Source organism: Streptomyces sp. NPDC051563 (genome assembly GCF_044454225.1).
In the GTDB taxonomy this organism is placed as follows: domain Bacteria; phylum Actinomycetota; class Actinomycetes; order Streptomycetales; family Streptomycetaceae; genus Streptomyces.
The window spans coordinates 19,102-43,147 of sequence record NZ_JBITDL010000041.1 but is presented as its reverse complement, the minus strand read 5'-3'; the positions used below and the strand labels follow the sequence as shown (position 1 = coordinate 43,147).

At 73.1% G+C, this 24,046-nt stretch carries 27 protein-coding genes; 13 read left to right on the top strand and 14 right to left on the bottom strand.

Going from position 1 to position 24,046, the window contains the following annotated elements:
• Positions 1-311: 311 nt before the first annotated feature.
• Positions 312-749: a peptidase inhibitor family I36 protein gene (locus ACIA8F_RS34920; RefSeq protein ID WP_399384940.1), complete on the bottom strand. Its 438-nt coding sequence runs from the start codon at positions 747-749 to the stop codon at positions 312-314.
• A 321-nt stretch (positions 750-1,070) separates the two neighbouring features.
• Between ACIA8F_RS34920 and ACIA8F_RS34915 the strand changes: the two genes are divergently transcribed.
• The gene (locus tag ACIA8F_RS34915) at positions 1,071-1,919 is read left to right on the top strand and encodes a helix-turn-helix transcriptional regulator (RefSeq protein WP_399384938.1); all 849 of its coding nucleotides are present in this window, start codon (positions 1,071-1,073) and stop codon (positions 1,917-1,919) included.
• Between the two features lie 117 nt (positions 1,920-2,036).
• Here ACIA8F_RS34915 and ACIA8F_RS34910 read toward each other — a convergent pair whose 3' ends face one another.
• Positions 2,037-2,615, bottom strand: a complete 579-nt coding sequence (locus tag ACIA8F_RS34910; RefSeq protein WP_399384937.1) for a phosphonate degradation HD-domain oxygenase — start codon at positions 2,613-2,615, stop codon at positions 2,037-2,039.
• Entirely contained in the window at positions 2,612-3,736 is a 1,125-nt protein-coding gene (locus ACIA8F_RS34905) for a TauD/TfdA family dioxygenase (RefSeq protein WP_399384935.1), read from the bottom strand. The genes ACIA8F_RS34910 and ACIA8F_RS34905 overlap by 4 nt, the downstream gene beginning before the upstream one ends.
• 321 nt (positions 3,737-4,057) lie before the next feature.
• Here ACIA8F_RS34905 and ACIA8F_RS34900 point away from each other — a divergent pair, with 321 nt between their 5' ends.
• Complete coding sequence (locus tag ACIA8F_RS34900; RefSeq protein ID WP_399384994.1) at positions 4,058-5,176, top strand: DUF2330 domain-containing protein; 1,119 nt, start codon at positions 4,058-4,060, stop codon at positions 5,174-5,176.
• A gap of 43 nt (positions 5,177-5,219) precedes the next feature.
• Here ACIA8F_RS34900 and ACIA8F_RS34895 read toward each other — a convergent pair whose 3' ends face one another.
• The gene (locus ACIA8F_RS34895; RefSeq protein ID WP_399384933.1) at positions 5,220-5,948 is read right to left on the bottom strand and encodes a phosphatase PAP2 family protein; all 729 of its coding nucleotides are present in this window, start codon (positions 5,946-5,948) and stop codon (positions 5,220-5,222) included.
• A 208-nt stretch (positions 5,949-6,156) separates the two neighbouring features.
• Positions 6,157-7,209 carry a zinc-dependent alcohol dehydrogenase family protein gene (locus ACIA8F_RS34890; protein WP_399384932.1) on the bottom strand — a complete coding sequence of 351 codons (1,053 nt, stop codon included), beginning with the start codon at positions 7,207-7,209 and terminating at the stop codon, positions 6,157-6,159.
• Positions 7,210-7,321: 112 nt separating this feature from the next.
• On the opposite strand from ACIA8F_RS34890, the gene ACIA8F_RS34885 reads away from it, so the two are divergent.
• Both ACIA8F_RS34885 and ACIA8F_RS34880 read left to right on the top strand, forming a co-directional pair.
• The gene (locus ACIA8F_RS34885) at positions 7,322-7,507 is read left to right on the top strand and encodes a hypothetical protein (protein WP_399384930.1); all 186 of its coding nucleotides are present in this window, start codon (positions 7,322-7,324) and stop codon (positions 7,505-7,507) included.
• Between the two features lie 61 nt (positions 7,508-7,568).
• Complete coding sequence (locus tag ACIA8F_RS34880) at positions 7,569-7,952, top strand: VOC family protein (RefSeq protein ID WP_399384929.1); 384 nt, start codon at positions 7,569-7,571, stop codon at positions 7,950-7,952.
• A 35-nt stretch (positions 7,953-7,987) separates the two neighbouring features.
• Here ACIA8F_RS34880 and ACIA8F_RS34875 read toward each other — a convergent pair whose 3' ends face one another.
• The 4 genes from ACIA8F_RS34875 to ACIA8F_RS34860 all read right to left on the bottom strand — a co-directional run bounded on the left by ACIA8F_RS34875 (position 7,988) and on the right by ACIA8F_RS34860 (position 11,166).
• The gene (locus ACIA8F_RS34875; protein ID WP_399384927.1) at positions 7,988-8,671 is read right to left on the bottom strand and encodes a DUF4232 domain-containing protein; all 684 of its coding nucleotides are present in this window, start codon (positions 8,669-8,671) and stop codon (positions 7,988-7,990) included.
• Between the two features lie 213 nt (positions 8,672-8,884).
• Positions 8,885-9,682 (bottom strand): RimK family alpha-L-glutamate ligase, encoded by a 798-nt coding sequence (locus ACIA8F_RS34870; protein WP_399384926.1) that lies wholly within the window; start codon positions 9,680-9,682, stop codon positions 8,885-8,887.
• Complete coding sequence (locus ACIA8F_RS34865) at positions 9,679-10,671, bottom strand: RimK family alpha-L-glutamate ligase (protein WP_399384924.1); 993 nt, start codon at positions 10,669-10,671, stop codon at positions 9,679-9,681. The genes ACIA8F_RS34870 and ACIA8F_RS34865 overlap by 4 nt, the downstream gene beginning before the upstream one ends.
• A 366-nt stretch (positions 10,672-11,037) precedes the next feature.
• The gene (locus ACIA8F_RS34860) at positions 11,038-11,166 is read right to left on the bottom strand and encodes a hypothetical protein (RefSeq protein ID WP_399384923.1); all 129 of its coding nucleotides are present in this window, start codon (positions 11,164-11,166) and stop codon (positions 11,038-11,040) included.
• A gap of 193 nt (positions 11,167-11,359) precedes the next feature.
• Here ACIA8F_RS34860 and ACIA8F_RS34855 point away from each other — a divergent pair, with 193 nt between their 5' ends.
• From ACIA8F_RS34855 to ACIA8F_RS34820, 8 genes are all read left to right on the top strand, one after another.
• A complete protein-coding gene (locus ACIA8F_RS34855) occupies positions 11,360-12,025 on the top strand; it encodes a hypothetical protein (RefSeq protein ID WP_399384921.1) in 666 nt (221 codons plus the stop codon).
• Positions 12,026-12,234: 209 nt separating this feature from the next.
• Positions 12,235-14,016, top strand: coding sequence for a sensor histidine kinase (locus ACIA8F_RS34850; RefSeq protein WP_399384920.1), 1,782 nt, complete (start codon positions 12,235-12,237; stop codon positions 14,014-14,016).
• Positions 14,013-14,414, top strand: a complete 402-nt coding sequence (locus ACIA8F_RS34845; RefSeq protein WP_399384919.1) for a roadblock/LC7 domain-containing protein — start codon at positions 14,013-14,015, stop codon at positions 14,412-14,414. The genes ACIA8F_RS34850 and ACIA8F_RS34845 overlap by 4 nt, the downstream gene beginning before the upstream one ends.
• Entirely contained in the window at positions 14,411-14,773 is a 363-nt protein-coding gene (locus tag ACIA8F_RS34840) for a DUF742 domain-containing protein (protein ID WP_399384917.1), read from the top strand. Before ACIA8F_RS34845 ends, ACIA8F_RS34840 begins: the two co-directional genes overlap by 4 nt.
• Before the next feature lie 37 nt (positions 14,774-14,810).
• Positions 14,811-15,461: a GTP-binding protein gene (locus ACIA8F_RS34835; protein WP_399384992.1), complete on the top strand. Its 651-nt coding sequence runs from the start codon at positions 14,811-14,813 to the stop codon at positions 15,459-15,461.
• Positions 15,458-16,696, top strand: a complete 1,239-nt coding sequence (locus ACIA8F_RS34830) for a cytochrome P450 (protein WP_399384916.1) — start codon at positions 15,458-15,460, stop codon at positions 16,694-16,696. Before ACIA8F_RS34835 ends, ACIA8F_RS34830 begins: the two co-directional genes overlap by 4 nt.
• Positions 16,693-17,928, top strand: coding sequence for a cytochrome P450 (locus ACIA8F_RS34825; RefSeq protein ID WP_399384915.1), 1,236 nt, complete (start codon positions 16,693-16,695; stop codon positions 17,926-17,928). The genes ACIA8F_RS34830 and ACIA8F_RS34825 overlap by 4 nt, the downstream gene beginning before the upstream one ends.
• Before the next feature lie 104 nt (positions 17,929-18,032).
• Positions 18,033-19,220: an RNA-guided endonuclease InsQ/TnpB family protein gene (locus ACIA8F_RS34820; RefSeq protein ID WP_399384914.1), complete on the top strand. Its 1,188-nt coding sequence runs from the start codon at positions 18,033-18,035 to the stop codon at positions 19,218-19,220.
• Positions 19,221-19,309: 89 nt separating this feature from the next.
• Here the strand turns inward: ACIA8F_RS34820 and ACIA8F_RS34815 are convergent, their stop codons facing one another.
• The 4 genes from ACIA8F_RS34815 to ACIA8F_RS34800 all read right to left on the bottom strand — a co-directional run bounded on the left by ACIA8F_RS34815 (position 19,310) and on the right by ACIA8F_RS34800 (position 22,002).
• Positions 19,310-20,038, bottom strand: coding sequence for a zf-HC2 domain-containing protein (locus tag ACIA8F_RS34815; RefSeq protein ID WP_399384912.1), 729 nt, complete (start codon positions 20,036-20,038; stop codon positions 19,310-19,312).
• Positions 20,035-20,616 (bottom strand): sigma-70 family RNA polymerase sigma factor, encoded by a 582-nt coding sequence (locus ACIA8F_RS34810; protein ID WP_399384910.1) that lies wholly within the window; start codon positions 20,614-20,616, stop codon positions 20,035-20,037. The genes ACIA8F_RS34815 and ACIA8F_RS34810 overlap by 4 nt, the downstream gene beginning before the upstream one ends.
• Before the next feature lie 109 nt (positions 20,617-20,725).
• Entirely contained in the window at positions 20,726-21,742 is a 1,017-nt protein-coding gene (locus ACIA8F_RS34805; protein ID WP_399384909.1) for a DUF1996 domain-containing protein, read from the bottom strand.
• Between the two features lie 5 nt (positions 21,743-21,747).
• The gene (locus tag ACIA8F_RS34800; protein WP_399384908.1) at positions 21,748-22,002 is read right to left on the bottom strand and encodes a hypothetical protein; all 255 of its coding nucleotides are present in this window, start codon (positions 22,000-22,002) and stop codon (positions 21,748-21,750) included.
• Positions 22,003-22,117: 115 nt separating this feature from the next.
• Here ACIA8F_RS34800 and ACIA8F_RS34795 point away from each other — a divergent pair, with 115 nt between their 5' ends.
• The gene (locus tag ACIA8F_RS34795; RefSeq protein ID WP_399384907.1) at positions 22,118-22,873 is read left to right on the top strand and encodes a DUF1838 family protein; all 756 of its coding nucleotides are present in this window, start codon (positions 22,118-22,120) and stop codon (positions 22,871-22,873) included.
• A gap of 91 nt (positions 22,874-22,964) precedes the next feature.
• On the opposite strand, the gene pip is transcribed toward ACIA8F_RS34795, so the two are convergent.
• Positions 22,965-23,930: a prolyl aminopeptidase gene (gene pip / locus ACIA8F_RS34790; protein WP_399384905.1), complete on the bottom strand. Its 966-nt coding sequence runs from the start codon at positions 23,928-23,930 to the stop codon at positions 22,965-22,967.
• Between the last annotated feature and the right edge of the window lie 116 nt (positions 23,931-24,046).

The window sequence follows — 24,046 nt, the reverse complement described above, 5'->3', positions numbered from 1 at the left end:
CCGCCGCTCGCGCGCCGGCGCGGGGGCTTGGTCCACCAGGAATCACGGGCCGTCATGCCGTGATCGTCGCACGCCGTACGGCGAGACCCCGGGCTGGACTGCGAAGCCGGGTGGGCTGTCAACGCCGGGGCCTCGACCCGTGGTGGACGGCCCCAGGACGCGAGGCCCTCCCGCACGGCGGAAGGGCCTCGCGCACATCTGTCCGCCCCCGTGGCGCGCAAACCGGCACGGCGCCCCAGCGCACCCCCGTCGACCGGAAAGGCCCCCCGCGATCACACGGGGCGAACGTCACTGCCGTCGGAGGAGCGCGGTCAGTACAGGGTCACGGAGCTGGCCCGGTCGTTGATTCCGGTGGGGACGTTGATCGGGGGCCCGTAGGCGCCGTACTGAGCCAGGAGCCCGCTGTAGTCGGAGCCGTCGTAAAGGCTGAGGGTTCCGCCGCTGCGGTTCCAGACCGAGCTGATCCTGTTGTTCATGTCGTAGTTCGCGAGCTTGAAGGAGCCTGCGGACGGGACCACCCAGAGCAGGCCCCCTCCGTTGGAGTTCTGGAAGACGCAGGACTGGCCGTGGAGGCAGTTGTCCCACACGGTGGCCACCGACTGCGGGTCCGAGACCTTGATCGGCCGGATCACGGCGGAGCCGCCGATCGAGGTGGTGCCGACGGGGGAGGCGCCGGCCGCCGGGGCCAGCGTGAGGGTGGAGACGAGCGCGGCGGCCGCGGTGGCGAGGGTGACGGTGATCTTGCGCAAACGCATCGGTGTACTGCCCTTCGAAGTTCCGGTCCGCACATCCGCACCTCGAAGAAGGCGCGGCCATCGAGGCGGACATGAGGCTGGGTTGTCGAGCGGGATCAGCCTGGCCGAGCGGAAAGGGGATCGCATTGTAAAAACACGGCAGGAATAGGAAGGGTCAAGTCCACTTGCGTTCTCATGGAATCCGGCCACGCCCGGGTGCCCAAGATGGCTCAAGATCGGATTGCCGAGACGATCGACCGTTTCCGAATATCGGGAGGTCGACCCGGCTCCGCCCGGCGCCGCCGGACCTTCCGCTCCCTCGAAGAAGGGCAGAACGTGACCGATGCCTTCGCGCGACCGCACAGCCTGCATTTCCGGCCGGCCGACCCGCTGCGCGGCATGATCCGGAACTATTCCAGTTACGCCTACGGGGGTCTGGAGATGCCCCGGCGCCGCATGCTCACCCCCAATACGGTGGCCACCCTGAACTTCGCATTCGAAAAACCCGTCCTCACCCGGGACATGGTCGATCCGAACGTCGTGCGCACGGTGTCCTCGCAAGCCGATCTGCCCGCCACCACAGCCCTCCTGGCCCAGCACAACGGTGACGTCAGCGGCGTGGCCATCCGCATGACACCGATGGGCGCCTACCGGCTCTTCGGGGTGCCGATGTCCCACTGGGAAGCGCCCGATCTGGAACCGGGCCACCTGTTGCCCCGCCTCATGCGGCTGCTGCCCGAGCAACTGCGGGCCGCGTCCCCGCACGAGCGCCCCGGTCTGCTCGACCGGGCGCTGGCCCCCTTGCTCGACTCGGGTCCCGCCGTCTCCCCGGAGGTGACCTGGGCCTGGCACGAGCTGCACCGCACCCGCGGACGGATACGGGCCGCGCAACTGGCGGCGGGCGCGCTGTGGAGCGTCAGACACCTGGAGCGCCAGTTCCGCCAGCAGGTCGGCCGTTCTCCGGCGGCCATCGCCCGGATCCTGCGCTTCACCCACGCCATCCGGCTCCGCGACGCCGGACTGCCGCTGGCCCGTGTGGCGCAGCTGGCCGGCTACCACGACCAGGCCCACTTCACCCACGTCTTCCGGTCCACCACGGGACTGACCCCCACCCAACTCGCCGTGGACCGACTCGACTGGAGCTCTTCACTCCTCCCCCTCCTGACCTCCGGATCCCCGGCCTGACCCGCTGCCAGAGGCTGTGAGCACGTGCGGAAGCCGTCCCCGCATGGCACCTGACCGGGGAGCCCGGAGACCGGTGCAGCCCGGAGCCCCCGGGCGCCTCGGAGACCGGGACGGGGGTCAGGGGCTCAGCAGGGCCTCCAGCAGGGGGCGGAAGTGGGCGAAGTCGGGGGTGGGGAAGGCCGGGTCCTTGGCCTGTTCGTCCCAGCGGCGTACGGCCACTGCGTCGGCCGCACCCGGGAGGGATTCGAAGGCGCGGGCCTGCTCGGCGGTCATCGGGCCGCCCTGGACGCGCAGGGTGTGGACGGAGGCTTCGGAGAGCAGGTCGAAGTAACCCGGCTCGGCCGTGCAGAGGTAGCGCTTCGCGGCCACGTGCAGCCGGACCGGTTCGGTCACCTCCGGACCGAACCACCGGGCCAGCCAGTCGGCCCCGGTGTGGCTGTGCCGGTTGTCCTGGCCGCCCTCCATCAGGTCGCGGCCGGTCACGGTTCCGTGGAAGTGCCCGATGTCGTGCAGCAGCGCGGCCGCCACCAGGTGCGCGGGGGCCCCGGCGGCCTCGGCGAGGGCTCCGGCCTGGAGCATGTGCCCGGCCTGGGTGACGGCCTCGCCGAAGTACTCGGCGCTGCCCTCGCCCTCGAAGAGGCGGGCGAGCGCATCGACGGGGCCGGTGGAGCCGGTGGTGTCGTCGGGGGTGTTCATGCGGGGGCTCCTTCGCGGCGCAGGACGGCAAGGGTGGAGAGCAGCCCGTCGAGATCGGCGTACGTCCCCTGGAGGTGGCGTCCCCCCGATTCGGCGAAGGCGGTACGGGCGTGCAGCAGACGGGTGTTGTCGAAGACCACGCAGTCGCCGGGCGCGAGGCGGAAGTCGAGCCGGAGCGCGGGCCGTTCCAGCAGCTCGGCGAAGAGGCGGTAGGCCGCGTAGAACTCCTCCAGGACCTCGGCGGGCTGGTGCAGCGTGGAGATCGAACGGTTGTTGAAGCGGACCTCGCGGATCCGTCCGAGCGGGTCCACCCCGATCAGCGGCCGGTGGGCGCGCAGTTCGCAGCGCGCGTCGGCGAAGGCGAACTCCACCGGCACCAGCGTCAGCACCTCGAAGGCCTCCGGTTCCCGCTCGCGCAGCAGGGCGGCGGCGTGGAAGCCGTCGACCAGCCCGGAGTCGCCGCCCCGTGCCTCGTTGCGCAGGCAGTGCAGCAGCTGGAGGGTCGGTACGGGATCGCGGTAGGGGTTGTCGGTGTGGGGGGTGATCAACGCACCGGTGAACGCGAGGTTGTTGGGGTCGGCCTCCACGCGGACCTCGAAGAGCTCCCCGTAGTTGGTCTCGCGCACGAAGCCGAAGGTGCGTGCCACGTCCAGCACCATCCGGTCCCGGCACGGAACCTCACGCAGGAGGGCGAAGCCCAGCCGGACCACGCCGTCGAGGATCTCCTCGCGCACGGCGCGGGAGCCGATGTACGCGTCCCAGTCGGCCTGCGGGATCCGCCCCTCCAGGTCTGCTGCGGCCCACAGCTCCTTGTCCGCCTCGGTCCGCCCGTCCCCGGCCGCACGGTACGCCGGTCCGTCCGGGGCGTGGTCGTCGAGCCACTGGGCCGGGTACCGGGAGCGGTGGCCGTCCGGCTGCCACTCCACTTCCCAGCCGGCCCCGCCGTCGGGGGCGGGCGCCTCGCGCACGGTGCCGACGGCCAGGCCCGCGGGCAGCTCGGTGATCTGGAACAGCTTCTGGCCGGTGCGCGGGTCGCGGCACTCGGCGCAGGGGCAGTTGTCGCGCAGCCAGGGCGCGGGCGGTCGGGTGATCGCCGGTACGGACATCGTGGCTCCTGCCATGCTCGGAGAAGTTGTATATACAACTTGGCTCGGCCCGCAGCGTGGCAGGACCAGGTGACCGGCAGGTGGCGCACAGGTGACTGGAACGCAGGGACCGGAACACAGGTGACCGGAACCGGATCGCGCCGCCGTCCGTCCGAGACCGCAGGTGACCGAGCGAAGGGTGTGGGGGAGACGGTGCGAGCGGCAGGGGTGCGGACGGCGGGGGATTGCGTGGCGTGGGGGCGGGTCGCCAGGGAGCGGGTGGCGAGGGGGTGGGTTGCGAGGAAGTGGGTGGCGAGGGGGTGGGGCGCAAGGGAGTGGGTGGCCGGAGTGTCGAGGGTGGGGGTGCGGGCGGTTCGGTGGGCCGGGCGGAGGGCCGGGCTGCTGCTGCTCGCGCTGCTCGCGACCCAGCTGGGGTCCCTCGTCGGCCCGGCCTACGCCTGCGGCTGCGGGGCCATGGTCCCCGACGGCACCTCGCGGATCGGCGTCTCCCGCGAAGCCTCCGTGGTCCGCTGGGACGGCAGGACCGAACAGGTGGCGATGCGGTTCACCGTCGGCGGCGACGCCAAGCGGGCCGCCTGGGTCATGCCCGTACCGGGACGGGCCACCGTCCGCCTCGGCGACGCGGCGCTGTTCTCGAACCTGGTGGCCCTGACCGGGCCCGAGTACCGCACCCGCGGCTACTTCTGGCCCCGACGAGGGGACTGGCCCCTCGACTCCGGCCGGGGGGACGCGGCCGGAGCCGCCCCGCCCGGCAGCGCCGAGGCGCAGGTCGGCGTCATCGGCCGGGAGCGGCTCGGCGACTTCGACGTGGCCCGCCTGACCGCCACCGACCCCGAGGCGCTGGGCGACTGGCTCGGAGCCAACGGGTTCCTGCTCCCGGACCGGCTCTCCGCCGAGCTGGAACCGTACGTCGCCCAGCACTGGGAGTACGTCGCCGTACGCCTCGCCCCCCGGGAGCCCGGGGCCGTCCTGCGCGGCACCCTGGACCCGCTCCTGATCCGCTTCGACAGCGACCGGCTCGTCTACCCGATGCGGCTGTCGCGCCTGGCCGCCACCGCGCAGTCCCTGGGTCTGTACGTCCTGGCGGAGCACCGCATGGAACCCGCCTCCGCGATCGGCGGCAACGCGCCCGAGGTGACCTTCGCCGGGCGGATCACCCCGACGGGACCGGTCGCCGAATTCGCGGGCGCGGAGCCGGTGTTCCTGACCGCGATCGACCAGAGCTTCCCGGTCCCGTCCCGGATCGACGGCGACCACGAACTGCGCGCCGCCGCCGGCGACGCCCCGTACCGCCGGGTCGAGTACACCGACGAGCTGCTCACGGCCGGGGGCGTTCCGGTCTGGATCCTGGCGCTCGGGGGCGTGCTCGCGGCGGTGGCCCTGGCCGCCGTCCTGGCCGCGCTGCGGCTGAGCCGCGGCCGGACGGCCGCGGGGGCGGGGCGCCCCGACGCGTAACGGCGCCGGGAAGCCCGCGGTTCGCTGGGCGGGGAGGCCGGCCTTACGCGGCCCGCCGGTAGCTGTGCGCGCGCTCCGCGGTCCGGCCGGCCTCCCGGGCCAGTGCCGGGGCGCAGAGCCACCAGGCGATCAGCCCGGCTCCGGCGCCCGCCACCGCTCCGGCGGCGGTGTCGCTGAGCCAGTGCGCGTGCAGCCAGGTGCGGCTCCACATCATGGCCACCGTGAACACCGCGCCGCCGATCCACCACGCCCGGCGCCGGGCGGCCGGGACGAGGAGCACGCCGACGAGGACGACCAGGAGCGCCGCACCAGCCGCGTGTCCGGAGGGGAAGGAGCCGTGGTCGACCCGGACCAGCGGGTTCTCCGGGCGCGGCCGGTCCACCAGGTGCTTGAGGCCCTGGACGACGAGCATGTTCCCGGCCATGTAGGCGAGGAAGAGGAACCCCGCCGACACCCAGCGCCGCCGGACGAGCAGGAACGCGAGCAGGGCGAGCGGGACGACGGAACCCAGCGGGCCCCCGAACCAGTTCAGCAGCGCGGCGACCGCGGAGGGCAGCCCCTCGTGCGGTCCGCCCATCCAGGACAGCCAGCGGTCGTCGAGGGACTGGAAGGACGGCCGGCCGGCGTCCCTCCGTACGACGAGCCCGAGCGCGGCGGCGGATCCGAGCAGGGCGATTCCAAGAGTGAGGGTGCCGGTGCTCCGGCTGCCCCGGTCCGTCGCGGAGGCGGGTGCGGCGACTTCGAGGGGTGGGTCAACGGGGATCGTGGACATGGCTGTGCTGCCTCTCGCGGCGGGTGGAGAAGGAGGGGAAGACGAGGGGAACGCAGGGGGTGTGGCGGGTTTTGTGTGGCCACATCACGTGCTTACACGTGTAATCAGGGAATGTAGCCATGCCCACCGCGCACCACAAGCCCTCGTGACCGGCAGCCCGACAGTTCCGCGCCGCGTCAGCTCCGCGTCCCGTCAGCTCCGCGCCGCGTCAGTTCCGTGCGTCGGCCCCCGGCCGGATGATCGTGATCCCGGGCCCGCGCGCCGCCCCCATCGCCGCCAGTGCGTCCGGCGCCCCGTCCAGCGGGATGGTGGAGGTGACCAGCAGATCGGGCCGCAGCGCCCCGGAGCGGACGAGCTCCATCATCGGCGGGTACGCGTGCGCCGCCATGCCGTGGCTGCCGAGGACCTCCAGCTCCCAGCCGATGATCCGCTCCATCGGCAGCGCCGTGGCCCCCTGCGCCGCGGGAAGCAGCCCGACCTGTACGTGGCGTCCGCGCCGGCGCAGCCCGGACACCGATGCCGCGGCCGTGGCCGGGGAACCCAGCGCGTCGAGGGACAGGTGCGCACCGCCGCGCGTCAGCTCCCGTACGGCTTCGGCCGCGTCGGCCCGCCCGGGGTCCACGCAGTGCGCGGCCCCGAAGGCGCGCGCGAGCTCCAGCGCGGCCGGCGCAGTGTCCACGGCCACCACCCGGGCTCCCGCCGCCACGGCGATCATCACGGCCGACAGGCCGACCCCGCCGCAGCCGTGCACGGCGACCCACTCGCCCGGCGCCGCCCGCCCCCGTACGACGACGGCCCGGAAGGCCGTCGCGAACCGGCAGCCGAGCCCGGCAGCGGTGGCGTACGAGAGCTCCTCGGGCACGGCCACCAGGTTGACGTCGGCGTGCTCCAGGGCCACGTACTCGGCGAAGGACCCCCAGTGCGTGAATCCGGGCTGCGTCTGCCTAGCGCACACCTGGTGCTGCCCCGCGGCGCACTCGGCGCAGCGTCCGCACGCGCAGACGAAGGGCACCGTCACCCGGTCACCGGTACGCCAGTTGGCGACCCTCGGGCCCACCGCCTCGACCACACCGGCCAGTTCGTGGCCCGGCACGTGCGGGAGCGTGATGTCCGGGTCGTGCCCCATCCACCCGTGCCAGTCGCTGCGGCACAGCCCCGTCGCCTCGACCCGTACGACCACCCCGTCGTCGGACGGCACCGGATCCGGCACGTCCCGCACTTCGCCGGGCTCCCCGTACCGCTCGAACACCACCGCGCGCACGCCGACCGCCTCCACTCGCCTGATCCGTCCGCCCGCCCCGGGCTCCCTTGTCGGCCCGGGACCCGGATGCGAAGCTGCCGGGACGACCACCACACACCATCAGGGGGACCCCATGACCCGCAAGACGGCCCGCACGACGACCGGCCAGATGACTGGCGAGACGGCCGGCCGGACGACCGGCAAGCGCGCCACGGCGGTCGCCGTGTCCGTCCTGCTCGCCCTCACCGTCACCGCCCTCGGCGCGAGCGCTTCGGCGTACGCCGCCGCGGGCGACAAGAAGGTCGAGGTCATCAAGTAGCCGACCGGGAGCCGGACCGGCCAACGGTCCGGCTCGCGGGGGTCTCCCTACACTGGCGGGCATGGTAAGCCGCATCAGTGAGCTGGTCATCGACTGCGCCGACCCCGAGCGCCTCGCCGCGTTCTGGAGCGAGGCCCTCGGCTACGTGGAGCTCGCCCGGGAGGACGACGGGAGCATCGAGATCGGGCCGCCCGGCGCCGGCTTCGGAGGTCCGCAGCCCACTCTCGTGCTCAGCCCGAGCAGCGACCCGCGCAGAGGGAAGCTCCGCCTGCACATCGACGTCAGCCCCGTCGACCGCGATCAGGACGCCGAGCTGGAGCGCCTGCTCGCGCTCGGCGCCCGTCCGGCCGACGTCGGCCAGACCGGCGCCGAGAGCTGGCACACCCTGGCCGACCCGGAAGGCAACGAGTTCTGCCTCCTGCGCACCCGGCTGCAACCCCTCTGACCGTTCACGGCCCGGCCTGATCGACAAGACACCCCCTAGGACGGCTTGGCGGAGGACCAGGCGGTGACGGTCACCTTGTCGTCGCAGAAGGCGAACACCCCGTCGTCCATGGCGATCTGGTGCTTCCCGGCGCCGAGTACGCCGATGACCGCCGTCGGGTACGAGGCCGGGGTCGCACCGGACGCGCAGTAGCCGTCCGCCTCGCCCTGGACCTGGACGAAGGTGAGCTTCGTCCAGGCGCGGGCGCCCGGGGCCAGCACCGGGTCGGCGGCGCCGGGACCGGTGTGGGTGGTGGCCAGGGGCTTGTTCTTGTCCGGAGAACCGTTGCCCGCCGCCGCGACCGTCGGGTACCCGTACACCGCGCAGGGGGACGCGGAGGTGTTGGTGACGGAGACGACGGCCGCCCCGGTCCCCGTGCCGGGCGGGCGGACGTCGGCCTGGTGGCCCTCGGAGACCTTGATGTCGTCCACCGCGCAGGGCTTCTTCTTGCCGCCCCCGGCACCACCGGTCGTGCCGCCCTTGTCGCCGCCGGTGGGCGTGGCCTCGGCCGGCCGCGAGGGCGGAGTCGGTGTCGACGAGGCCGAGGGTGCCGGCGGCGCCGCCGGGGCGGCGGCCCCGCCGCCGTCGCCGGTCGGCGTACAGCCCGTCATCAGGGCGGCGGCCGCCAGGGCCGTCGCCAGCGCCGCCGCGGTCCGGGCGGTGCCTGCTGTGTACTGCATGGGTGCTCCCCGAGGTTCACGACCGGTCCGGCACCGGCACTCGCGTGCAGGAACACGGCTCCTTGTCCCGAGCAGGTTCCCGCCGAGCGCCGCTGTGGCGGTTCCGTGACGCGCCCATGACGTGCGAGGGTCACCCCGGCGCCGTACACCGGACCGGGCCGGGCATCGGGGCGCGGCACGGCACGGCATGGCAAGCGCGCCGCCGGACACCCCCTAGCCCTTCGCGCGGCTCAGGGCCAGGTCGGCCAGGGCTTCGGGGGCGCCCGGCTGGTCGCGGATGCCGGGGAAGGCGTTGACGTCCACGATCAGCGGGGAGCCGTCGGCCGTGGCGATGATGTCGACGCCGTAGACGTCCAGGGAGTAGAGCGCGCCGACCCGGCGGGTCAGCTCGGCCCATCCCTGCGGGAGCCGGGGGAGTGGCAGGGTCGGGCCGCGGCCCTCCGGGGAGAGTTCCGAACGGCGCAGGGCCGCGAAGACGCGGCCACCGATGGCCCAGAGCTTGTGGTCCCAGCCGCTGTTCGGGGCGAAGTCCTGTACCACCACCGGCTCGTCGGGCCATTCGTCCGCCAGTTTCCGGAGCCCCGCAACGTCGTCGACCCGGGCCACGAGGTCCGCACGGCGGCTGTGACGGCTCTTCACGACGACGGGGAACGCCGGCGAGACCCCGGCCGCCCACCGCGCCAGCGGGCCGACGGTACGGGTTCCCGCGAACGGCAGCCCGGCCCGGCCGGCCAGCTCCGCCATCAGGGTGCGGTCCTGGCAGAGCGTGGTCGCCGCGGCGGAGTTCACCACCGGCGCCCCGAGCCGCTCCAGGTGCCGGGCCAGTTCCAGTCCGGGCGGGGTGTGCGCCTTGAGGAGGTACACATCGGCCGGGGTTCCCGCGGGCGGGCCCGCCGCGTCCGGTGAGCCGGGATCCAGCAGCTCCACCCGGTGCCCGGCAGCCCGCAGGAGGCCGGCCGCCGCCGAGAGCAGCGGGTGGCCGGGGTTGTCCGTGATCAGGCCGATCCTCATACGGGCTCTCCCGTCGAGGCGGCCGAGGCGGCCGAGGCGGCCGAGGGAGTCGGGGCCACGGCGGCTGCGGTGGCGGTGGCGGTGGCGTTGGCCGCGGCCGTGGACTGGAGGGGGATCGACACCTCCTGTCCCGACAGGTGGAGGAGGGCGGACCCGGCGCCCGGGCAGGACCGTGCACCAGCACCCCGCGCGAGGTCCAGTACCGCGCGGGCCACCCGGGCCGCCGCGTCCGGTACCTGACGGAAGCTCGGGAAGTCGTTCACGTCCACGACCACCGGCCCGTCGGGCCCCAGCAGCACGTCCACCCCGTACAGGTCGAGCCCGTACACCTCCCCGACCCGCGCACCGATCTCCGCGATCTCCGCCGACAGCGGGACGAGCCGCTCCGGGACGGAGGTGTCCGGATGCAGGGGGGAGCGCCGCTCGGTGGCGAAGAGCTCCCCGCCGACCGCGTACACCTTGAGGTCGGTGCCCGAGTTCGGGACGTACGGCTGGGCGACGAGCATGCCCTCGCCCGCCAGTTCGGGGAGCATCGCGGCCAGCCGGTCCGGCGAGGAGACCAGGTGCACGGCCCGCCCCGAGCTGCCGTCGGCGGGCTTGACGACCAGCGGGTACTCCGACGCCGGTATCTGCGCCAGCAGTTCCGGCCGGGCCGCGGCGTAGGTCGGCGGCAGCGGCAGGCCCCGCCCGCGTCCGATGGCGGCGGCCAGCGCCTTGTCCCGTACGCCCCGGATCGCGCGGGCGTCGTTGACGGTGGTCGCCCCGGCCGCGGCGGCGGCTTCGAGCAGGGTCAGCCCGGGCCCGCCGGACACCGTCTTCAGGACCCAGGCGTCGTGGGCCCCGGCGTCGACCGCCTCGCTCATCCGCAGCAGCGATCCGCCGGGCCTCAGCACTTCCACGCGGTGGCCCCAGGACTTCAGCTGCCGGACCACCTCGTTCGGCATGCCGTCGTGGCGGTAGTGCTCCTCCACCAGGAAGCAGAGCCTCATGGATCTTCCTCGTATTCCCCGGACGTCCGCCGATCCCGCCCGGCGAGTTGTGACGTCACAGGATGTCATGGGCCGCAATGTGCCGATCGGTCCGTGCCGGGAGGGGGTGACACGGGCCCCGGCCGCCGGGTTCGACTCCTCTCGTGACCCGTCGTCAACCGCCTCGGCACCCCCGGTGGCAAACCGTGCCACCAAGGGTGCGTAATCTTCCCGAGGTTCGTCGTGAGGCCGCCGATCGGCGAGCCCAACGGCTGCGGGTGGAGGGGCAGAAGACTGCCCGGGCCCCGACCGCGGCGCAACCCCCGCAGCCCTTCTCCGGATGACCCCGGAGGCCGGGCAGTGGGCAGCCGGTTCCGCGCCGCGGCTTCACCGCCGGGCCTCGATCCGCGTACCCCCTCCCCCTCCCGCGCTCTCGCCCTTGCCCGCGCCCTTGCCCTCGCCACCGGCGACCCGGCCGTGTCCGTGTCCGGGCACGCACCTCAGGAGTACTCCCATGTCCCCCTCTCCCTATGGGCCCCACGACCCCCAAGGGCAGCCTCCTTCGGGTCCTGCTTACGGCTACCCCGGTCCCCTTCCGCCCCCGCCCGCGGGACCGCCTCCCCGTCGCCCCCTCAGTCCTGGCCAGCGCGTCGGCCTGAGCGGCTGCGGCATCCTCGTCGGCGGCTTCGTCGTCCTCGTCGTAGCGGGCATGGCGTGGGGTCCGGAGACGGTGACCAAGGTCAAGGAGAAGCCGGTTCCCGGGCCGACCGTCACGGTCACCGCCGCCGCGGCCCCCGCGGTCACCGTGACCGCGTCGCCACCGCTCCTGCCGCCCGGGATCCCGCAGTTCACCGGCGGGACGTGGAAGGAGGCCCTGACCCGGACGGTCAAGGTGGAGGCCCGCAGTGCTTATGCGGACGTGCAGCTCCCCGCCGACCCCGCCGCGTGGAAGGTGTGCGGGCAGGAAGGGGCGCTCGTCGACGGCGCGGCCGCCACGGTCGTCCTCCACCTCGCCGAGGCGACCTGCCCGGCCAGGATCGGCGACCGGCTCACCCCGGAACCCGCCCCGCCGCCGGCTGCGCAGGCTCCGGACGGCAAGCCCGCCACCAGCGGCGGCGCCGGTGGTTCGGCAACCGGTGGTTCGGCAACCGGCGGTTCGGCAACCGGTGGTTCGGCAACCGGCGGCGGCTCGACGGGCGGCGGATCCACCGGCAGTGGGGGCTCCACGGGCGGCTCCACCGGCGGCGGTTCCTCCCGGGTTGTCCACCCCGGCTCGTTCTGCTCGCCCGCCGGAGCGGCCGGTGTGACCGAGGCAGGTACGCCGATGGTGTGCGGCCCCGGGTCTGACGGCCGCAACCGCTGGAAGAGGTCCTGAGTGCTTCCGTGCGGCCGCGCCCGTGGGCCGCATGCCGAGACGTTCGTGAACTGGCTTCCGTTCAAATGGTTACAGAAGAACCCTTACTGATCCCGGGTGACGTGAAAACTTGTCAGAGACTGCCCAAAGCGATCAACAACTCTCCTATAGTGATCCCTCGTTGCCAGGAACCTTCTCCTCCATTTACGCCCGGTATGAGGCTTTGATTGATGACGGCGTCGCCCTCCCCCCTTCGCCCCTCCGCGCTGGCCCTGCTGATCACCGCAGTCGCCGGTGGCGCGCTCACCACGGCGGCGGTGGCCGCGGCCCCGGCGTCCATCGCCACCGCCCTCGGCTGGTTCGCCGGCGCGGGCGTCCTGCTGCTCTCGGTCGCGGCCTTCGCCGTCACCTGGGGCGCGCGCACCTCGCGGATCCAGCGCGCCCGGATATCCGGCCTGAGGACCGAACTGATGGCGCGTGACGCGCACATCGCCCGGCTGATCGCCGACGCGACCCGCGACGCGGCCGCGCACACCGCCGAACGCTCCCGTCTCACCGGCGAACACACCGCAGAACTGGAGCACCTGACGGCCGAGCACGCCGCCGCACTGAACCACCTGACGGCCGTCCACTCCGCCGAACTCGACGGCCTGGCCGCCGCCCAGAACGCCTCCCGCGAGCGGCTCGGCGGAGAGCTGCGCCGCGCCGAGTCCGGCCGGGCCGCCGCCATGGCCGCCGCCGCCAACGCCGCCGGGCGGATGCAGGCCCTGGCCACGGGGATGCTCGCGGACCTGCGCGACATGGAGCACCGGCACGCCGACGAGGACGTCCTCGGCGACCTGCTCCACCTCGACCACCGCACCGCCCAGGCCGGCCGCCTCGCCGACTCCATCGCCGTCCTCACCGGAGCCCGTTCGGGCCGCCGCTGGGCGAAGCCGATCGTCATGGAGTCGATCCTGCGCGGCGCGATGGGCCGCATCGGCGGCTACCAGCGGGTCAGGCTCCACTCCACCAGCGACGCCGCCGTCGCCGGGCACGCCGCCGAGGGCGTCATGCACGCCCTCGCCGAACTCCTCGACAACGCGGCCAACTTCTCCCCGCCGACCGCCGAAGTCCACGTCTACGTGGAGGAGGTGCCGTCCGGGATCGTCATCACCGTCGAGGACAGCGGCCTCGTCATGAGCGAGGTCCAGCTGCGCCGCGCCGAACAGGCCGTGACCGCCGACTCCCTGGACCTGGCCGGACTCTCCGGGACCCGGCTCGGCCTCGCCGTCGTCGGCCGGCTCGCCCGCAAGCACGGACTGACCGTATCGTTCCGGCCCTCCGCACGCGGCGGTACGGGCGCCCTGATGATGCTCCCGCAGGAGCTCATCAGCCGGACGCCCGCGGACAGCCCCGCCGCGCCGCAGGCCGCCCCGGTGCAGTCGTCCGCCCGGGTCGCGCCGCAGGCCGCCGTCGCGTCCGCAGCACCCGCCGGGCCCGAGCCCGAGCCCGAGGCCGTGCACGACACCGCCGCCGGCCGGGAAGACGGCGTCCGCGCGCAGGACCGTACGGCATCGGACGGCGGGGCCGCGGACACCGGCGCAGCCCGCTCCGGCGCCGGAACCGGGGGCGCCGCCGCCTCCGAATCCACCGGCCAGCACCCGCACTTCGGCGACAGCGGCCTGCCCCAGCGCCGCCGCGGCCGGACCCTGGCCGCGGCCCATCCCGAGGGCGCCGACGGCACGGGCGCCGATCCCCGTACGGCCCCGGCCGGCGGGGCGTCCCGGTCGGCCGCGCGGTTCGGCAGCTTCCGCCAGGCCGTCCGCGGCGCGGCGGCACCGGGCGCGGGCCCGGACACGGCGCCTGACGCAGCGACGGTCGCGGTGACGGTCTCGGTGCAGGACGCAGCGGCGGGCGCAGCAGCGCCGGGCGCGACAGCCGCCGGAACAGCAACCGGAGCCCCGGGCGGCCCCGGCGAAGAGCAGCAGCCCGCGCACACCCCAGACCCGGAAGGCAACACGCGATCATGACCGGCTCCACTACCGACGAGACGCTCAACTGGCTCCTGGAAGGCCTCCTGGAGCGCACACCGGGCGCCCGCCACGCCCTCGTGCTCTCCCGCGACGGCCTCAAGCTGTGCCGCACGCCCGAGCTCTCCGTCGACCAGGCCGACCAGCTCGCCGCGATCGCCGCCGGCATCCAGAGCCTCTCCCACGGGGCGTCCATCGAGTTCGGCGACGGCACCGGCGGAGTCCGCTCCGCCATGGCCGAGTTCTACGGCGGGATCCTCTTCATCGTCGAGGCCGGCGAGGGCGCGCACCTCGCGCTCGTCGCGGGCGAGGACGCCGACGCGGGACTCGTCGGCCACAACATGTCCGAACTGGTCGAGCAGCTCGGCGAACACCTCATCGCCAGGCCCCGGGGATGAGCCGGACCCGGCCGGGCCGGGACGATTCGCCGGACCGGCTCTACACCCTCACCGGTGGCCGCAGCCGCTCCGGCTCCGACGTCTTCGACCTGGTCACCCTGGTCGTCGCCGAAAGCGATCCGGCGCCCGGCATGCAGTCCGAGCACGCGGCGATCCTGCGGATGTGCCAGTTCCCCACGGCCGTCGTGGAGATCGCGGCCGAGCTCGCCCTGCCGGTGTCGATCGTACGGATCCTCCTGGCCGACCTGCTCGCCACCGGGCGGATCCGTGCCCGGCACCCGCGTACGGCGAACTCGGCGTACAGCTTTACCGACCCCGACATCCTGGAGCAGGTGCTCGTTGGACTCCGCAATCTCTGACGCGACGATCCCCGAAGCCGCGTCGCCGACGGGCGCAGTGCCCGCCGTGGCCGAACCGCTCCGGCCCCGACAGGCCCTGCGCAGCACGGCCGACAACGGACTGAAGATCGTCATCGTGGGCGGTTTCGGCGTGGGCAAGACCACGATGGTCCGCTCGGTCAGCGAGATCCGCCCGCTGAACACCGAAGAGACCATGACCAAGGCCGGCGAGGCCGTGGACGACACCCAGGGGATCGGCGGGAAGAGCGCCACCACCGTGGCCTTCGACTTCGGGCGCATCACCCTCGACGCCCGCAACGTGCTCTACCTGTTCGGCGCCCCCGGCCAGGAGCGGTTCTGGTTCCTGTGGGACCGGCTGTTCTCCGGCACCCTCGGCGCCGTCGTCCTCGTCGACACCCGGCGCCTGGCGGACTCCTGGTACGCCATCGACCGGCTCGAACACCACGGCACGCCCTTCGTCGTGGCCTGCAACGACTTCGGCGGCCCCGAGCACACCCCGGAGCAGATCCGGGCCGCCCTCGACCTGCCGGACGGCATCCCGCTGGTGTTCTGCGACGCACGCTCCCGGGAGTCCAGCAAGCAGGTCCTGATCTCCCTCGTCCAGCACCTCCAGACGGCCGCGCTGGCGCACACCCGGCCGAGCCTCCAGCCGAGCCCCCTGTCCCAGACCCCGGAGCCCACCCCGTGACCTGCCCCGCCGCCCCCGAGCACCAGCCCGTCTACCTCGGCGGCCCCCGGTTCCAGACCGACCCCGGCGAGCTGTACCGGGAGATGCGCCGCGACCATGGGGCCGTCGCCCCGGTCGTCCTCGACGGAGACGTCCCGGCCTGGCTGGTCCTCGGCTACCGCGAACTGCACCAGGTCACCAGCGACCCCGTGCTCTTCTCCCGGGACTCCGAGCTGTGGAACCAGTGGGACCGCATCCCCGCCGACTGGCCGCTGCTCCCGATGATCGGCCGGCGCCAGCCGTCGATCCTCTACACCGTCGGCGAACGCCACCGCGACCGCGCCGCCGTCATCTCCGAAGCCCTCGAAGCCGTCGACCCCTTCGAACTGAAGGGGCACGCCGAGCGGTTCGCCGACGAACTGATCGACGAGCTGTGCGGCAAGGGTTCCTGCGACATCGTCGGCGAGTACGCCATGCTGCTCCCGCTGCGCGTCCTCGCCCGCCTCTACGGGTTCTCCGACGCCCAGGGCCCCGGGCTCGTGCGCGCCATGAACGACATGATCAACGGGCGGGAGGGCGCCCTCGAAGGCCAGCAGCACCTCGCCGAGTCGATGTTCGCGCTGCTCTCCGCCAAGCTCGCCGAGCCCGGACCCGACGTGGTCTCCCGGATGCTCGCCAACCGGTCCGGCTTCACCGTGGAGGAGGTCGCCCAGGACCTCATGGTCATGATGGCCGCGGGCCACCAGCCCACCGCCGACTGGATCGGCAACTCCCTGCGTCTCATGCTCACCGACGACCGCTTCGCCGCCTCCCTCGCGGGCGGCCGGCACAGCGTCGGCGAAGCCATGAACGAGGTGCTGTGGGAGGACACCCCCACCCAGAACGTGGCCGGCCGCTGGGCCTCCCGCGACACCCACCTGGGCGGACAGCGCATCGGCAGCGGCGACCTCGTCCTGCTCGGCATCGGCGCCGCCAACGCCGACCCGCACGTGCGCACCGACGCCGGAGAGCTGACCGGCGGCAACAACGCCTTCTTCTCCTTCGGGCACGGCGAACACCGCTGCCCCTTCCCCGCGCAGGAGGTCGCCGAGGTCATCGCGCGCACCGGCATCGAGGTGCTCCTCGACCGGCTGCCCGACGTGGACCTCGCCGTGCCCGCCGGGGACCTGACCCGCCGCCCCTCGCCCTGGCTGCGCGGCCTCACCGCCCTTCCCGTCACCTACACCCCGACCCCCGCCCTTGGAGCCACCCGATGACGTGCCCGATCGACCACACCGGCCCCGCGGCCATCGTCCTGGACCCCTTCGTCGCCGACCTCGACGCCGAGAGCGCCGCGCTGCGCGCCGCGGGTCCGCTGGTCCAGGTGGTCCTCCCCGGTGACGTGTCGGTGTACGCCGTCACGCACCACGCCGAGGCGCGCAAGCTGCTCACCGATCCCCGGATCGTCAAGGACATCGACGTGTGGGGCGCCTGGCAGCGCGGCGAGATCCCGCTGGACTGGCCGCTGATCGGCCTCGCCAACCCCGGCCGCTCGATGCTCACCGTCGACGGCGAGGACCACCGCCGGCTGCGCACCCTGGTCGCGCAGGCCCTGACCGTACGCCGGGTCGAGAAGCTGCGCGCCGGCATCGAGGCGCTGACCACGGGCATGCTCGACAAGCTGGCCGCGCTGCCGGCCGGCGAGACCGTCGACCTCAAGGCGCAGTTCGCGTACCCGCTGCCGATGAACGTCATCAGCGACCTGATGGGAGTGGACGCCGAGGAACACCCGCGGCTGAAGGCCCTGTTCGAGAAGTTCTTCTCCACGCAGACGCTGCCCGAGGAGGTGCCGCAGATGATGGCGGACCTCGGCGCGCTGTTCTCCCGCATCGTGGAGTCCAAGCGGGAGAACCCGGGCGACGACCTGACCAGCGCCCTCATCGAGGCCTCGGAGGACGGCGACCACCTCTCCACCGAGGAGATCACCAACACCCTCCAGCTGATCGTCGCCGCCGGCCACGAGACCACCATCAGCCTGATCGTCAACGCGGTCGTCGCCCTGGAGACCCACCCGGTCCAGCGCGAGCTCGTCCTCAAGGGCGAGGTCTCCTGGGAGAACGTCATCGAGGAGACCCTGCGCTGGTCCAGCCCCACCTCGCACGTCCTGATCCGGTTCGCCACCGAGGACGTGGAGGTCGGTGACCGGATCCTGCCCAAGGGCGAGGGCCTGATCGTCTCCTTCGGCGCGCTCGGCCGCGACGAGGCCCAGTTCGGCGAGACGGCGGGGGAGTTCGACGCCACCCGCACCCCGAACCGGCACATCTCCTTCGGCCACGGCCCCCACGTCTGCCCCGGCGCGGCCCTCTCCCGCCTGGAAGCCCTGGTCGCCCTCCCGGCCCTGTACGCCCGCTTCCCGGACCTCACCCTGGCCGTCCCCCGGACGGAGCTCCGCAACAAGCCGATCCTCACCCAGAACGACCTCTTCGACCTGCCGGTCCTGCTGGCCTGACCTCCACTGTTCCGCCCCCTCGAGCATGAGGTGCCGAGGGGGCGGGCTGGCGCCAACCCGGCTGCACCGATGCTAGGTTGACCGGCATACGGATCGTCGTGCAGGTGAAGCTCAAGCCGTCGCCGGAGGTGGCCGCGGCGCTTGAAGCGACCCTGCGCAAGGCCAACGACGCGGCGAACTGGCTGTCGCAGAGTGTCCAGGGCCGCCAGGATGACCGACACCGCACCCGCAGGGCGTTGCAGCAGTTCGGCTATGCGGAGCTGAAAGCGCGCGGGCTGTCTGCCCAGCCGGCTCTCCACGTGGTCCGGAAGGTCGCTGACGCCTACGCGACACGCAGGGCGAACCTGAAGGCCGGGAACTACGGACCCAGGGAAGGCAAGCGCTACCAGCGGATCGCGAATGGCCCGATCCGGTTCAGACCGGATGCGGCCCAGCCGTTTGACGACCGGTGCCTGTCCTGGCAGCACGACGTCAGGACCGTATCCATCTGGACGGTCAACGGGCGGATCCGGGGCGTCCCGTTCGCATGCTCACCGGAGGCGTTGAAGACGCTCTCCGGCCAACGCCGTGGCGAGAGCGACCTCATCCGCCGTGGCGGATCCTGGTACCTGCTCGCTACCTGCGAAGTCACGGCGGCCGAACAGATCAACCCGTCGGGTTTCCTCGGTGTGGACCTCGGCATCACCAACATCGCCACCACGAGTGATCAGGGGGAACCGTTCGCGGGAAAGCGGCTGAACGCATACCGGCGCCGCGCGGCCAGGGCCCGCTCCGAGCTGCAAGCGCGTGGTACGAAGTCCGCGAAGCGGAAGTTGAAGAAGCGTGCCCGCCGTGAATCGCGGCACGCCAGGAACGTCAACCACATCATTTCCAAGCGCATCGTGACCGAGGCTCAACGCACCGGACGCGGGATCGGTCTGGAGGATCTGACCGGTATCCGCGAGCGGGTACGGCTTCGCAAGCCCCAACGGGTCGCGTTGCATTCCTGGGCGTTCGCCCAGCTCGCCGCCTTCGTGAAGTACAAGGCCGAGCGGGCCGGGGTGCCCTTCGTACAGGTCGATCCTGCCTACACGAGTCTGATGTGCTCATGGTGCGGGCATACCGCGAGAACAAATCGTCCGACGTTGGAACTGTTCACCTGTCGGTCCTGCGGCGTCGTTGCGCACGCGGACCATAACGCGGCCCGCAACATCGCTGCCCGCGCCGAACACGTCTGGGCTGTCGTCAACCAGCCCCATGTGGTGGACGCCTCAGGTGATCCAACTGCAAACTGGCCCTCTGGTGACCGGTAGTTGACAGGCAGAGCGCGTCGATGGGGTGGCAAGCTGGAGCCCGGGAGCTGGACATGCTCCCGGGCTCCGTCACGTTCGCCGGCCCGCTGCTACGCGGGCATGGGCACGGGTACCGAGACGAAGGCCTTGCCCGACTCGTTCTCCACCAGGACCGCGCGGACCTCCGCCGGGTCCACCGCCGCCGAGCCGTCCAGCGCCGCGCCCTTGCCCTCGCCGTGTTCCGCCGTGCCGACGACCCAGCCGCCCGCCGTGGTGCGCGTACCGTCCCGGGAGACCACCACGATCCGGCAGCGCTCGCCCGCCGGGATCCCCGTCACCGCGGCGTGCACCCGCACCCACTTCGCCGCGGGCGTCAGCTGTACGGTCATCCGCGCGCCCGTGCCCGCATCCGTCGCGGAGGCCACCCTGGTCCCGGCCGCCGGCGGCGAGGGCTCGGCCGAGACCGTCGGCAGCGGCCGGGCCTCGACCGGGGTGTTCCCGCCGCCCAGCTGCGTACCGGCCCAGAAGACGGCGGTCAGCGAGGCCGCCACGGCCAGTCCCGTGAACGTCGTCCGGCGCCGTCGCGCCCCGTCGACCTCCTGCCGCATCTGCCGCAGCGTGCGCTGCAGCAGCAGGTCACCGCCTTGCGGCGGACCGTCGAGGAACGCCTCGGGGGGCACCTCGCCCAGCGCCGTCTCCATCTCGCGCAAAGCCGTCACCTCCTGACGGCACTGCACGCAGCCGTCCACGTGTTCCTCGACCCGGCGGACCTCCGCATCGTCCAGGACGCCGAGAACGTACGGGCCGAGCAGTTCCTCCTCGTGCCGCTGCCCGTTCATGCCACCACCTCCTGCAGACCGCCGGGCCGTGGAGACGGGCCGCCCGTGCGCGTGCTTTCCCTGAAGACTTCTCTGAGCGCCTTGAGCGCGTAGTGCGAGCGTGATTTCACCGTGCCCGCCGGGATGCCGAGGGTGTCGGCCGCCTCGGCGACGCTCTGCTGGCGGTAGTACAACTCCGTCAGCACGTCCCGGTGTTCCGGTGACAGCCGGTCCAGGGCGCCCAGCACGGTCATCGTGTCCACGACCGCGTCGGCGTGGTCCGCCTCCACCGGCGGATGCGCCGGCGATCCGGACACCTCCGGCGGCCGGGCCGCCTTCGCCCGGTACCGGTCGGTGATGATGTTGCGGGCCACGGTGAGCAGCCAGCCCCGTACGGAGCCCTTCCCGTTCACCAGGGCCTCGGAGTGGCGCCAGGCCCTGATCAGGGTCTCCTGGACGATGTCCTCGGCGGCGGCCCGGTCGCCGGTCAGCCGGGTCGCGTACGCGAGCAGGGCGTGACCGTGCTCCTCGTACACGGACTTGATCAGTGCCTCGTCGGTCGAGCCCCGCCGAGTGCGGGGCCACAGTGGTCCGGCCATCTCACCCTCTCCGTCTTCCTCGCTTACTTGGTGCGGTCACAACACGCCACGCGAGGGTGGCCGGTTCACGTGACCTGCGTCACCCGGAGGGCGGGGTGCGCGGCGCTGCTCATGTCCGGCAGTCGCGGCCCTGGTTGAGGCAGTCCACGATCGCGTCCATCCGCGGGCCGGTCATCACGTTCACGAACATGGCGTGGTCCGTCCTGGGGCTGTGCCGCTGCTCCGGGAAGGAGTCGAGGGCGATGGGCACCCCCGCGGGAACCTCGTAGGCGAGGGAGATCCGCAGGCGCGGCACGGGGAAGGTGTCCCGCGGGCAGACGCCGTTCGCCGCGGGGAAGCGCAGGTGCGCGCGGTGCCCGGGGGAGGCGGTGTCCAGGCCGTTCCAGCAGCTGGGGAAGGTGAGCGTACGGGTGAGGCGTTCGCCCTGCGGACAGCGCGGGTAGCGGGTGGCGGACCGGTCGGGGGAGCCCGAACAGCCCCAGCGGGCCCGCACGTCCTCGTCGGACCCCGTGGTGAGGGCCACCGCGTCGCCGGTCATCGCGTGCAGGAACCGGGGCATGGCCACCACTTTGCTCACGGGACTGCCGAGGAACTCCACCGTCACCGCCGCCTCCGGCAGGATCGTGCCCGCGTTTCCGTGGCCCGCGGATCCCTCGTGCGGCCGGTCGCCCGGCCGGTCGGTGCGGCGCAGCACCGGCCAGTAGTACGTGGAACGGTCACCGCCCGCGCAGCTGGTGGCGGCCGTGTCCAGGGAGGCCTCGGTGGAGAAGGCGTCCGTGGACAGGTTCCCGACGTAGCCGTGCGTGTGATGGGCGCCGGAGCGCAGTCCCGGCGAGACGACGAGGTTGTCCTCGTTGTAGTGGCCCTCCGCATTGCGGCCGCAATCCACCGAGACCCGGCCGGTGGAGGCCTCCGGACCCGCCGCGGCAGGCTCGGCGGGTCCGGGCGGGACTTCCCGGAAGTCCACGAAGTCGGCGGCCACGGGACCGGCACCGGTCCCGGCCCCGGTCCCGGCCGCCGGAGCGCCGGGTCCGCCCGCGCGCGCGGCCCCCAGCACGGCGGCGGTCAGCCCGGCGCCCAGCACCAGGCAGATCAGCAGCGTGAGCAGTCGGCGTTCGTTCCCCATGCGGGTCACGGTTGCCGCCGACCCCCGCCTGCGTCAACGGGGCGTCCGGCCCTCGGCCAGAACCAGCCGTCCGTCGTCTGGCTCGACGCCGCCGGCGGGGCACAGGGGGCCTGACGGGCCGGTTCGGGCCGGTACGGGTCGTCCTCGGCACGTACGGCCGGCGCGAGGCGTTCGTAGGCCTCGATCTGCTCCCGGCCGCGGCCCGGGAGGGTGGTGATCAGGATCAGGATCAGGATCAGGAGTCGGACCGTCGATGGCATGGCCGCATGCCAGGTCGGCCGCACCGGCTGCCGGAAAGCCAATTCCACCAGCTGATACGGGCATGGCCGGTCCGGTCCTTGCCCGGTCGGGGCGGAGCGCGCAGAGTGGCCCGGTATGACACCCGAAGACCTGCTGTCGGCCCTCGCCCGTACCCGCGCCTCCCTCGACGGATCCGAGGTCACCTTCTGGTGGACCGGCGACGTGCACGCCTGGGCCCCCGGTGAGCCGTACCGCCGCCTGTTCGGCTTCGAGGGCCTCAACGTGGCCCGGCTGGTGGAGGACGAGGCGCCGGGGACCTACCAGCTCCTCACCCGTGAGGCCGCGTTCTACCTGGACCCGCTGACCCGGGAGATCCTGGAGACCTGGGAGGACAAGCCCGTGGTGCACGTCTGGAACGACCCCGCGAACCAGCGGTGGCGTCCCTTCCCCGTGCCGATGACCGAACTGGGCGATCAGGTCTGTTTCAGCCTGGAGATCCCGCTCGCCTACCCCTCGCCGCTGCCCGTCGCGCAGTACCCGGCGAACTCGGCCGACGACACCTACCGGGCCCTGGAGCTCTTCCAGTTCTTCGCCCCCGCATCGGTCCTCACCACCGACGGGCCCAGCGTCCCGTCCACCATGTCGTGGACCCGGATGTCGCCCTGGCTGCCCTGGATGGAACAGGGCCCGCGCCCCGGCGGGCTCACCTTCCACTGCCGGGGCCGCAAGCTCGCCTCGTACGAGGAGGTCCCGGAGCGGACCCGCGCCTACATCGCCGCCCGCCACCCCGAGTTCGCCCACGCCCCCGAGAAGTGGACGGAGCCGAACGAGACCAGCTGGACGTACTTCCGCAAGCTCAACCCGCCGCCGGCGGACCTGCCCGGCGCCTGAGCCGGGCAGGCCGTCCGAGCCGGGCAGGTCCGTCGAGCCGGGCAGGTCCGCCGATCCGGGCAGGTCGTCCGAGCGGCCGCACCGAGGGCGCTCAGCCGTCGGCCGCCGCGAACCGGTCGAGGGCGCCGAGCACGTGGTCGAGGGTGGCCGCGCCGCCCATGTGCCCGGCCTCCTCCACCACGGTCAGCTCCGCGTCGGGCCAGGCGCGGGAGAGTTCCCAGGCCGTGCCGAGGGGGCCGGCCATGTCGAGCCGGCCGTGGATCAGGACGCCGGGGATCCCGGCCAGCCGGTGCGCCTCGCGCAGCAGCTCGCCCTCCTCCAGCCACGCGCCGTGCGAGAAGTAGTGCGAGCAGATGCGGACGAGGGCGACCCGGGCCGCCGGCGGCCGGCCGGTGTACGGCTGGGAGGCGCCCTTGGTCTCCCCGGACAGCACCGCGTCCTCCCAGGCGCACCAGTCCGCCGTGGCCTTCGCCCGTACCGCCTCGTCGGGATCGGCCGCCAGCCGGGCGTAGGCGCCGACGAGGTCGCCGTCGCGGCCGACACCGCCCGCCCCGGCCACGAAGCGCTCCCACTGCTCGGGGAAGAACCGGCCCGCGCCGCGGTACAGCCAGTCGATCTCCGAGCGCCGGGTGGTGGTGACGGCCGCGATGACGATCTCGGAGACCCGCTCCGGGTGCCGTTCGGCGTAGGCCAGGATCAGGGTGGATCCCCAGGAGCCGCCGTACAGCAGCCAGCGGCCGATCCCGAGGTGCTCGCGCAGCCGCTCCATGTCGGCGACCAGGTGCGCGGTGGTGTTGTGCCGCATGTCGGTCGCCGGATCGCTCGCGTGCGGGGTGCTGCGGCCGCAGCCGCGCTGGTCGAAGAGGACGACCCGGTAGCGTGCCGGATCGAAGAGCCGGCGGGCGCTCTCGCTGCACCCCGAGCCGGGACCGCCGTGCACCACGAGGGCGGGCTTCCCGGCCGGATCGCCGCAGACCTCCCAGTAGATGACGTTTCCGTCGCCGACGTCGAGCATCCCCTTGTCGTAGGGCTCGACCGGCGGGTAGAGCTCTGCCACGTCCGGACCTCCTCATCTCCCCGTCCCGCATGGTCGTTTGCCGACGGCTCATCGCGGGGTCCGACCACCCTACGGGGGGCCCGGCAGGGTCCGGACAAGGGTTTTCCCCGTATCGC

Bases quoted from the DNA above. Each gene is read 5' to 3' on its own strand.
- ACIA8F_RS34910 (WP_399384937.1), bottom strand. From the start codon at position 2,615: ATGAACACCCCCGACGACACCACCGGCTCCACCGGCCCCGTCGATGCG.
- ACIA8F_RS34880 (WP_399384929.1), top strand. From the start codon at position 7,569: ATGGTAAGCCGCATCAGTGAGCTGGTCATCGACTGCGCCGACCCCGAG.
- ACIA8F_RS34845 (WP_399384919.1), top strand. From the start codon at position 14,013: ATGACCGGCTCCACTACCGACGAGACGCTCAACTGGCTCCTGGAAGGC.
- ACIA8F_RS34860 (WP_399384923.1), bottom strand. From the start codon at position 11,166: ATGGGAGTACTCCTGAGGTGCGTGCCCGGACACGGACACGGCCGGGTC.
- ACIA8F_RS34815 (WP_399384912.1), bottom strand. From the start codon at position 20,038: ATGAACGGGCAGCGGCACGAGGAGGAACTGCTCGGCCCGTACGTTCTC.
- ACIA8F_RS34855 (WP_399384921.1), top strand. From the start codon at position 11,360: ATGGCGTGGGGTCCGGAGACGGTGACCAAGGTCAAGGAGAAGCCGGTT.
- ACIA8F_RS34905 (WP_399384935.1), bottom strand. From the start codon at position 3,736: ATGGCAGGAGCCACGATGTCCGTACCGGCGATCACCCGACCGCCCGCG.
- ACIA8F_RS34840 (WP_399384917.1), top strand. From the start codon at position 14,411: ATGAGCCGGACCCGGCCGGGCCGGGACGATTCGCCGGACCGGCTCTAC.
- ACIA8F_RS34825 (WP_399384915.1), top strand. From the start codon at position 16,693: ATGACGTGCCCGATCGACCACACCGGCCCCGCGGCCATCGTCCTGGAC.
- ACIA8F_RS34850 (WP_399384920.1), top strand. From the start codon at position 12,235: ATGACGGCGTCGCCCTCCCCCCTTCGCCCCTCCGCGCTGGCCCTGCTG.
- ACIA8F_RS34805 (WP_399384909.1), bottom strand. From the start codon at position 21,742: ATGGGGAACGAACGCCGACTGCTCACGCTGCTGATCTGCCTGGTGCTG.
- ACIA8F_RS34895 (WP_399384933.1), bottom strand. From the start codon at position 5,948: ATGTCCACGATCCCCGTTGACCCACCCCTCGAAGTCGCCGCACCCGCC.
- ACIA8F_RS34885 (WP_399384930.1), top strand. From the start codon at position 7,322: ATGACCCGCAAGACGGCCCGCACGACGACCGGCCAGATGACTGGCGAG.
- ACIA8F_RS34875 (WP_399384927.1), bottom strand. From the start codon at position 8,671: ATGCAGTACACAGCAGGCACCGCCCGGACCGCGGCGGCGCTGGCGACG.
- ACIA8F_RS34870 (WP_399384926.1), bottom strand. From the start codon at position 9,682: ATGAGGATCGGCCTGATCACGGACAACCCCGGCCACCCGCTGCTCTCG.
- ACIA8F_RS34865 (WP_399384924.1), bottom strand. From the start codon at position 10,671: ATGAGGCTCTGCTTCCTGGTGGAGGAGCACTACCGCCACGACGGCATG.
- ACIA8F_RS34810 (WP_399384910.1), bottom strand. From the start codon at position 20,616: ATGGCCGGACCACTGTGGCCCCGCACTCGGCGGGGCTCGACCGACGAG.
- ACIA8F_RS34795 (WP_399384907.1), top strand. From the start codon at position 22,118: ATGACACCCGAAGACCTGCTGTCGGCCCTCGCCCGTACCCGCGCCTCC.
- ACIA8F_RS34800 (WP_399384908.1), bottom strand. From the start codon at position 22,002: ATGCCATCGACGGTCCGACTCCTGATCCTGATCCTGATCCTGATCACC.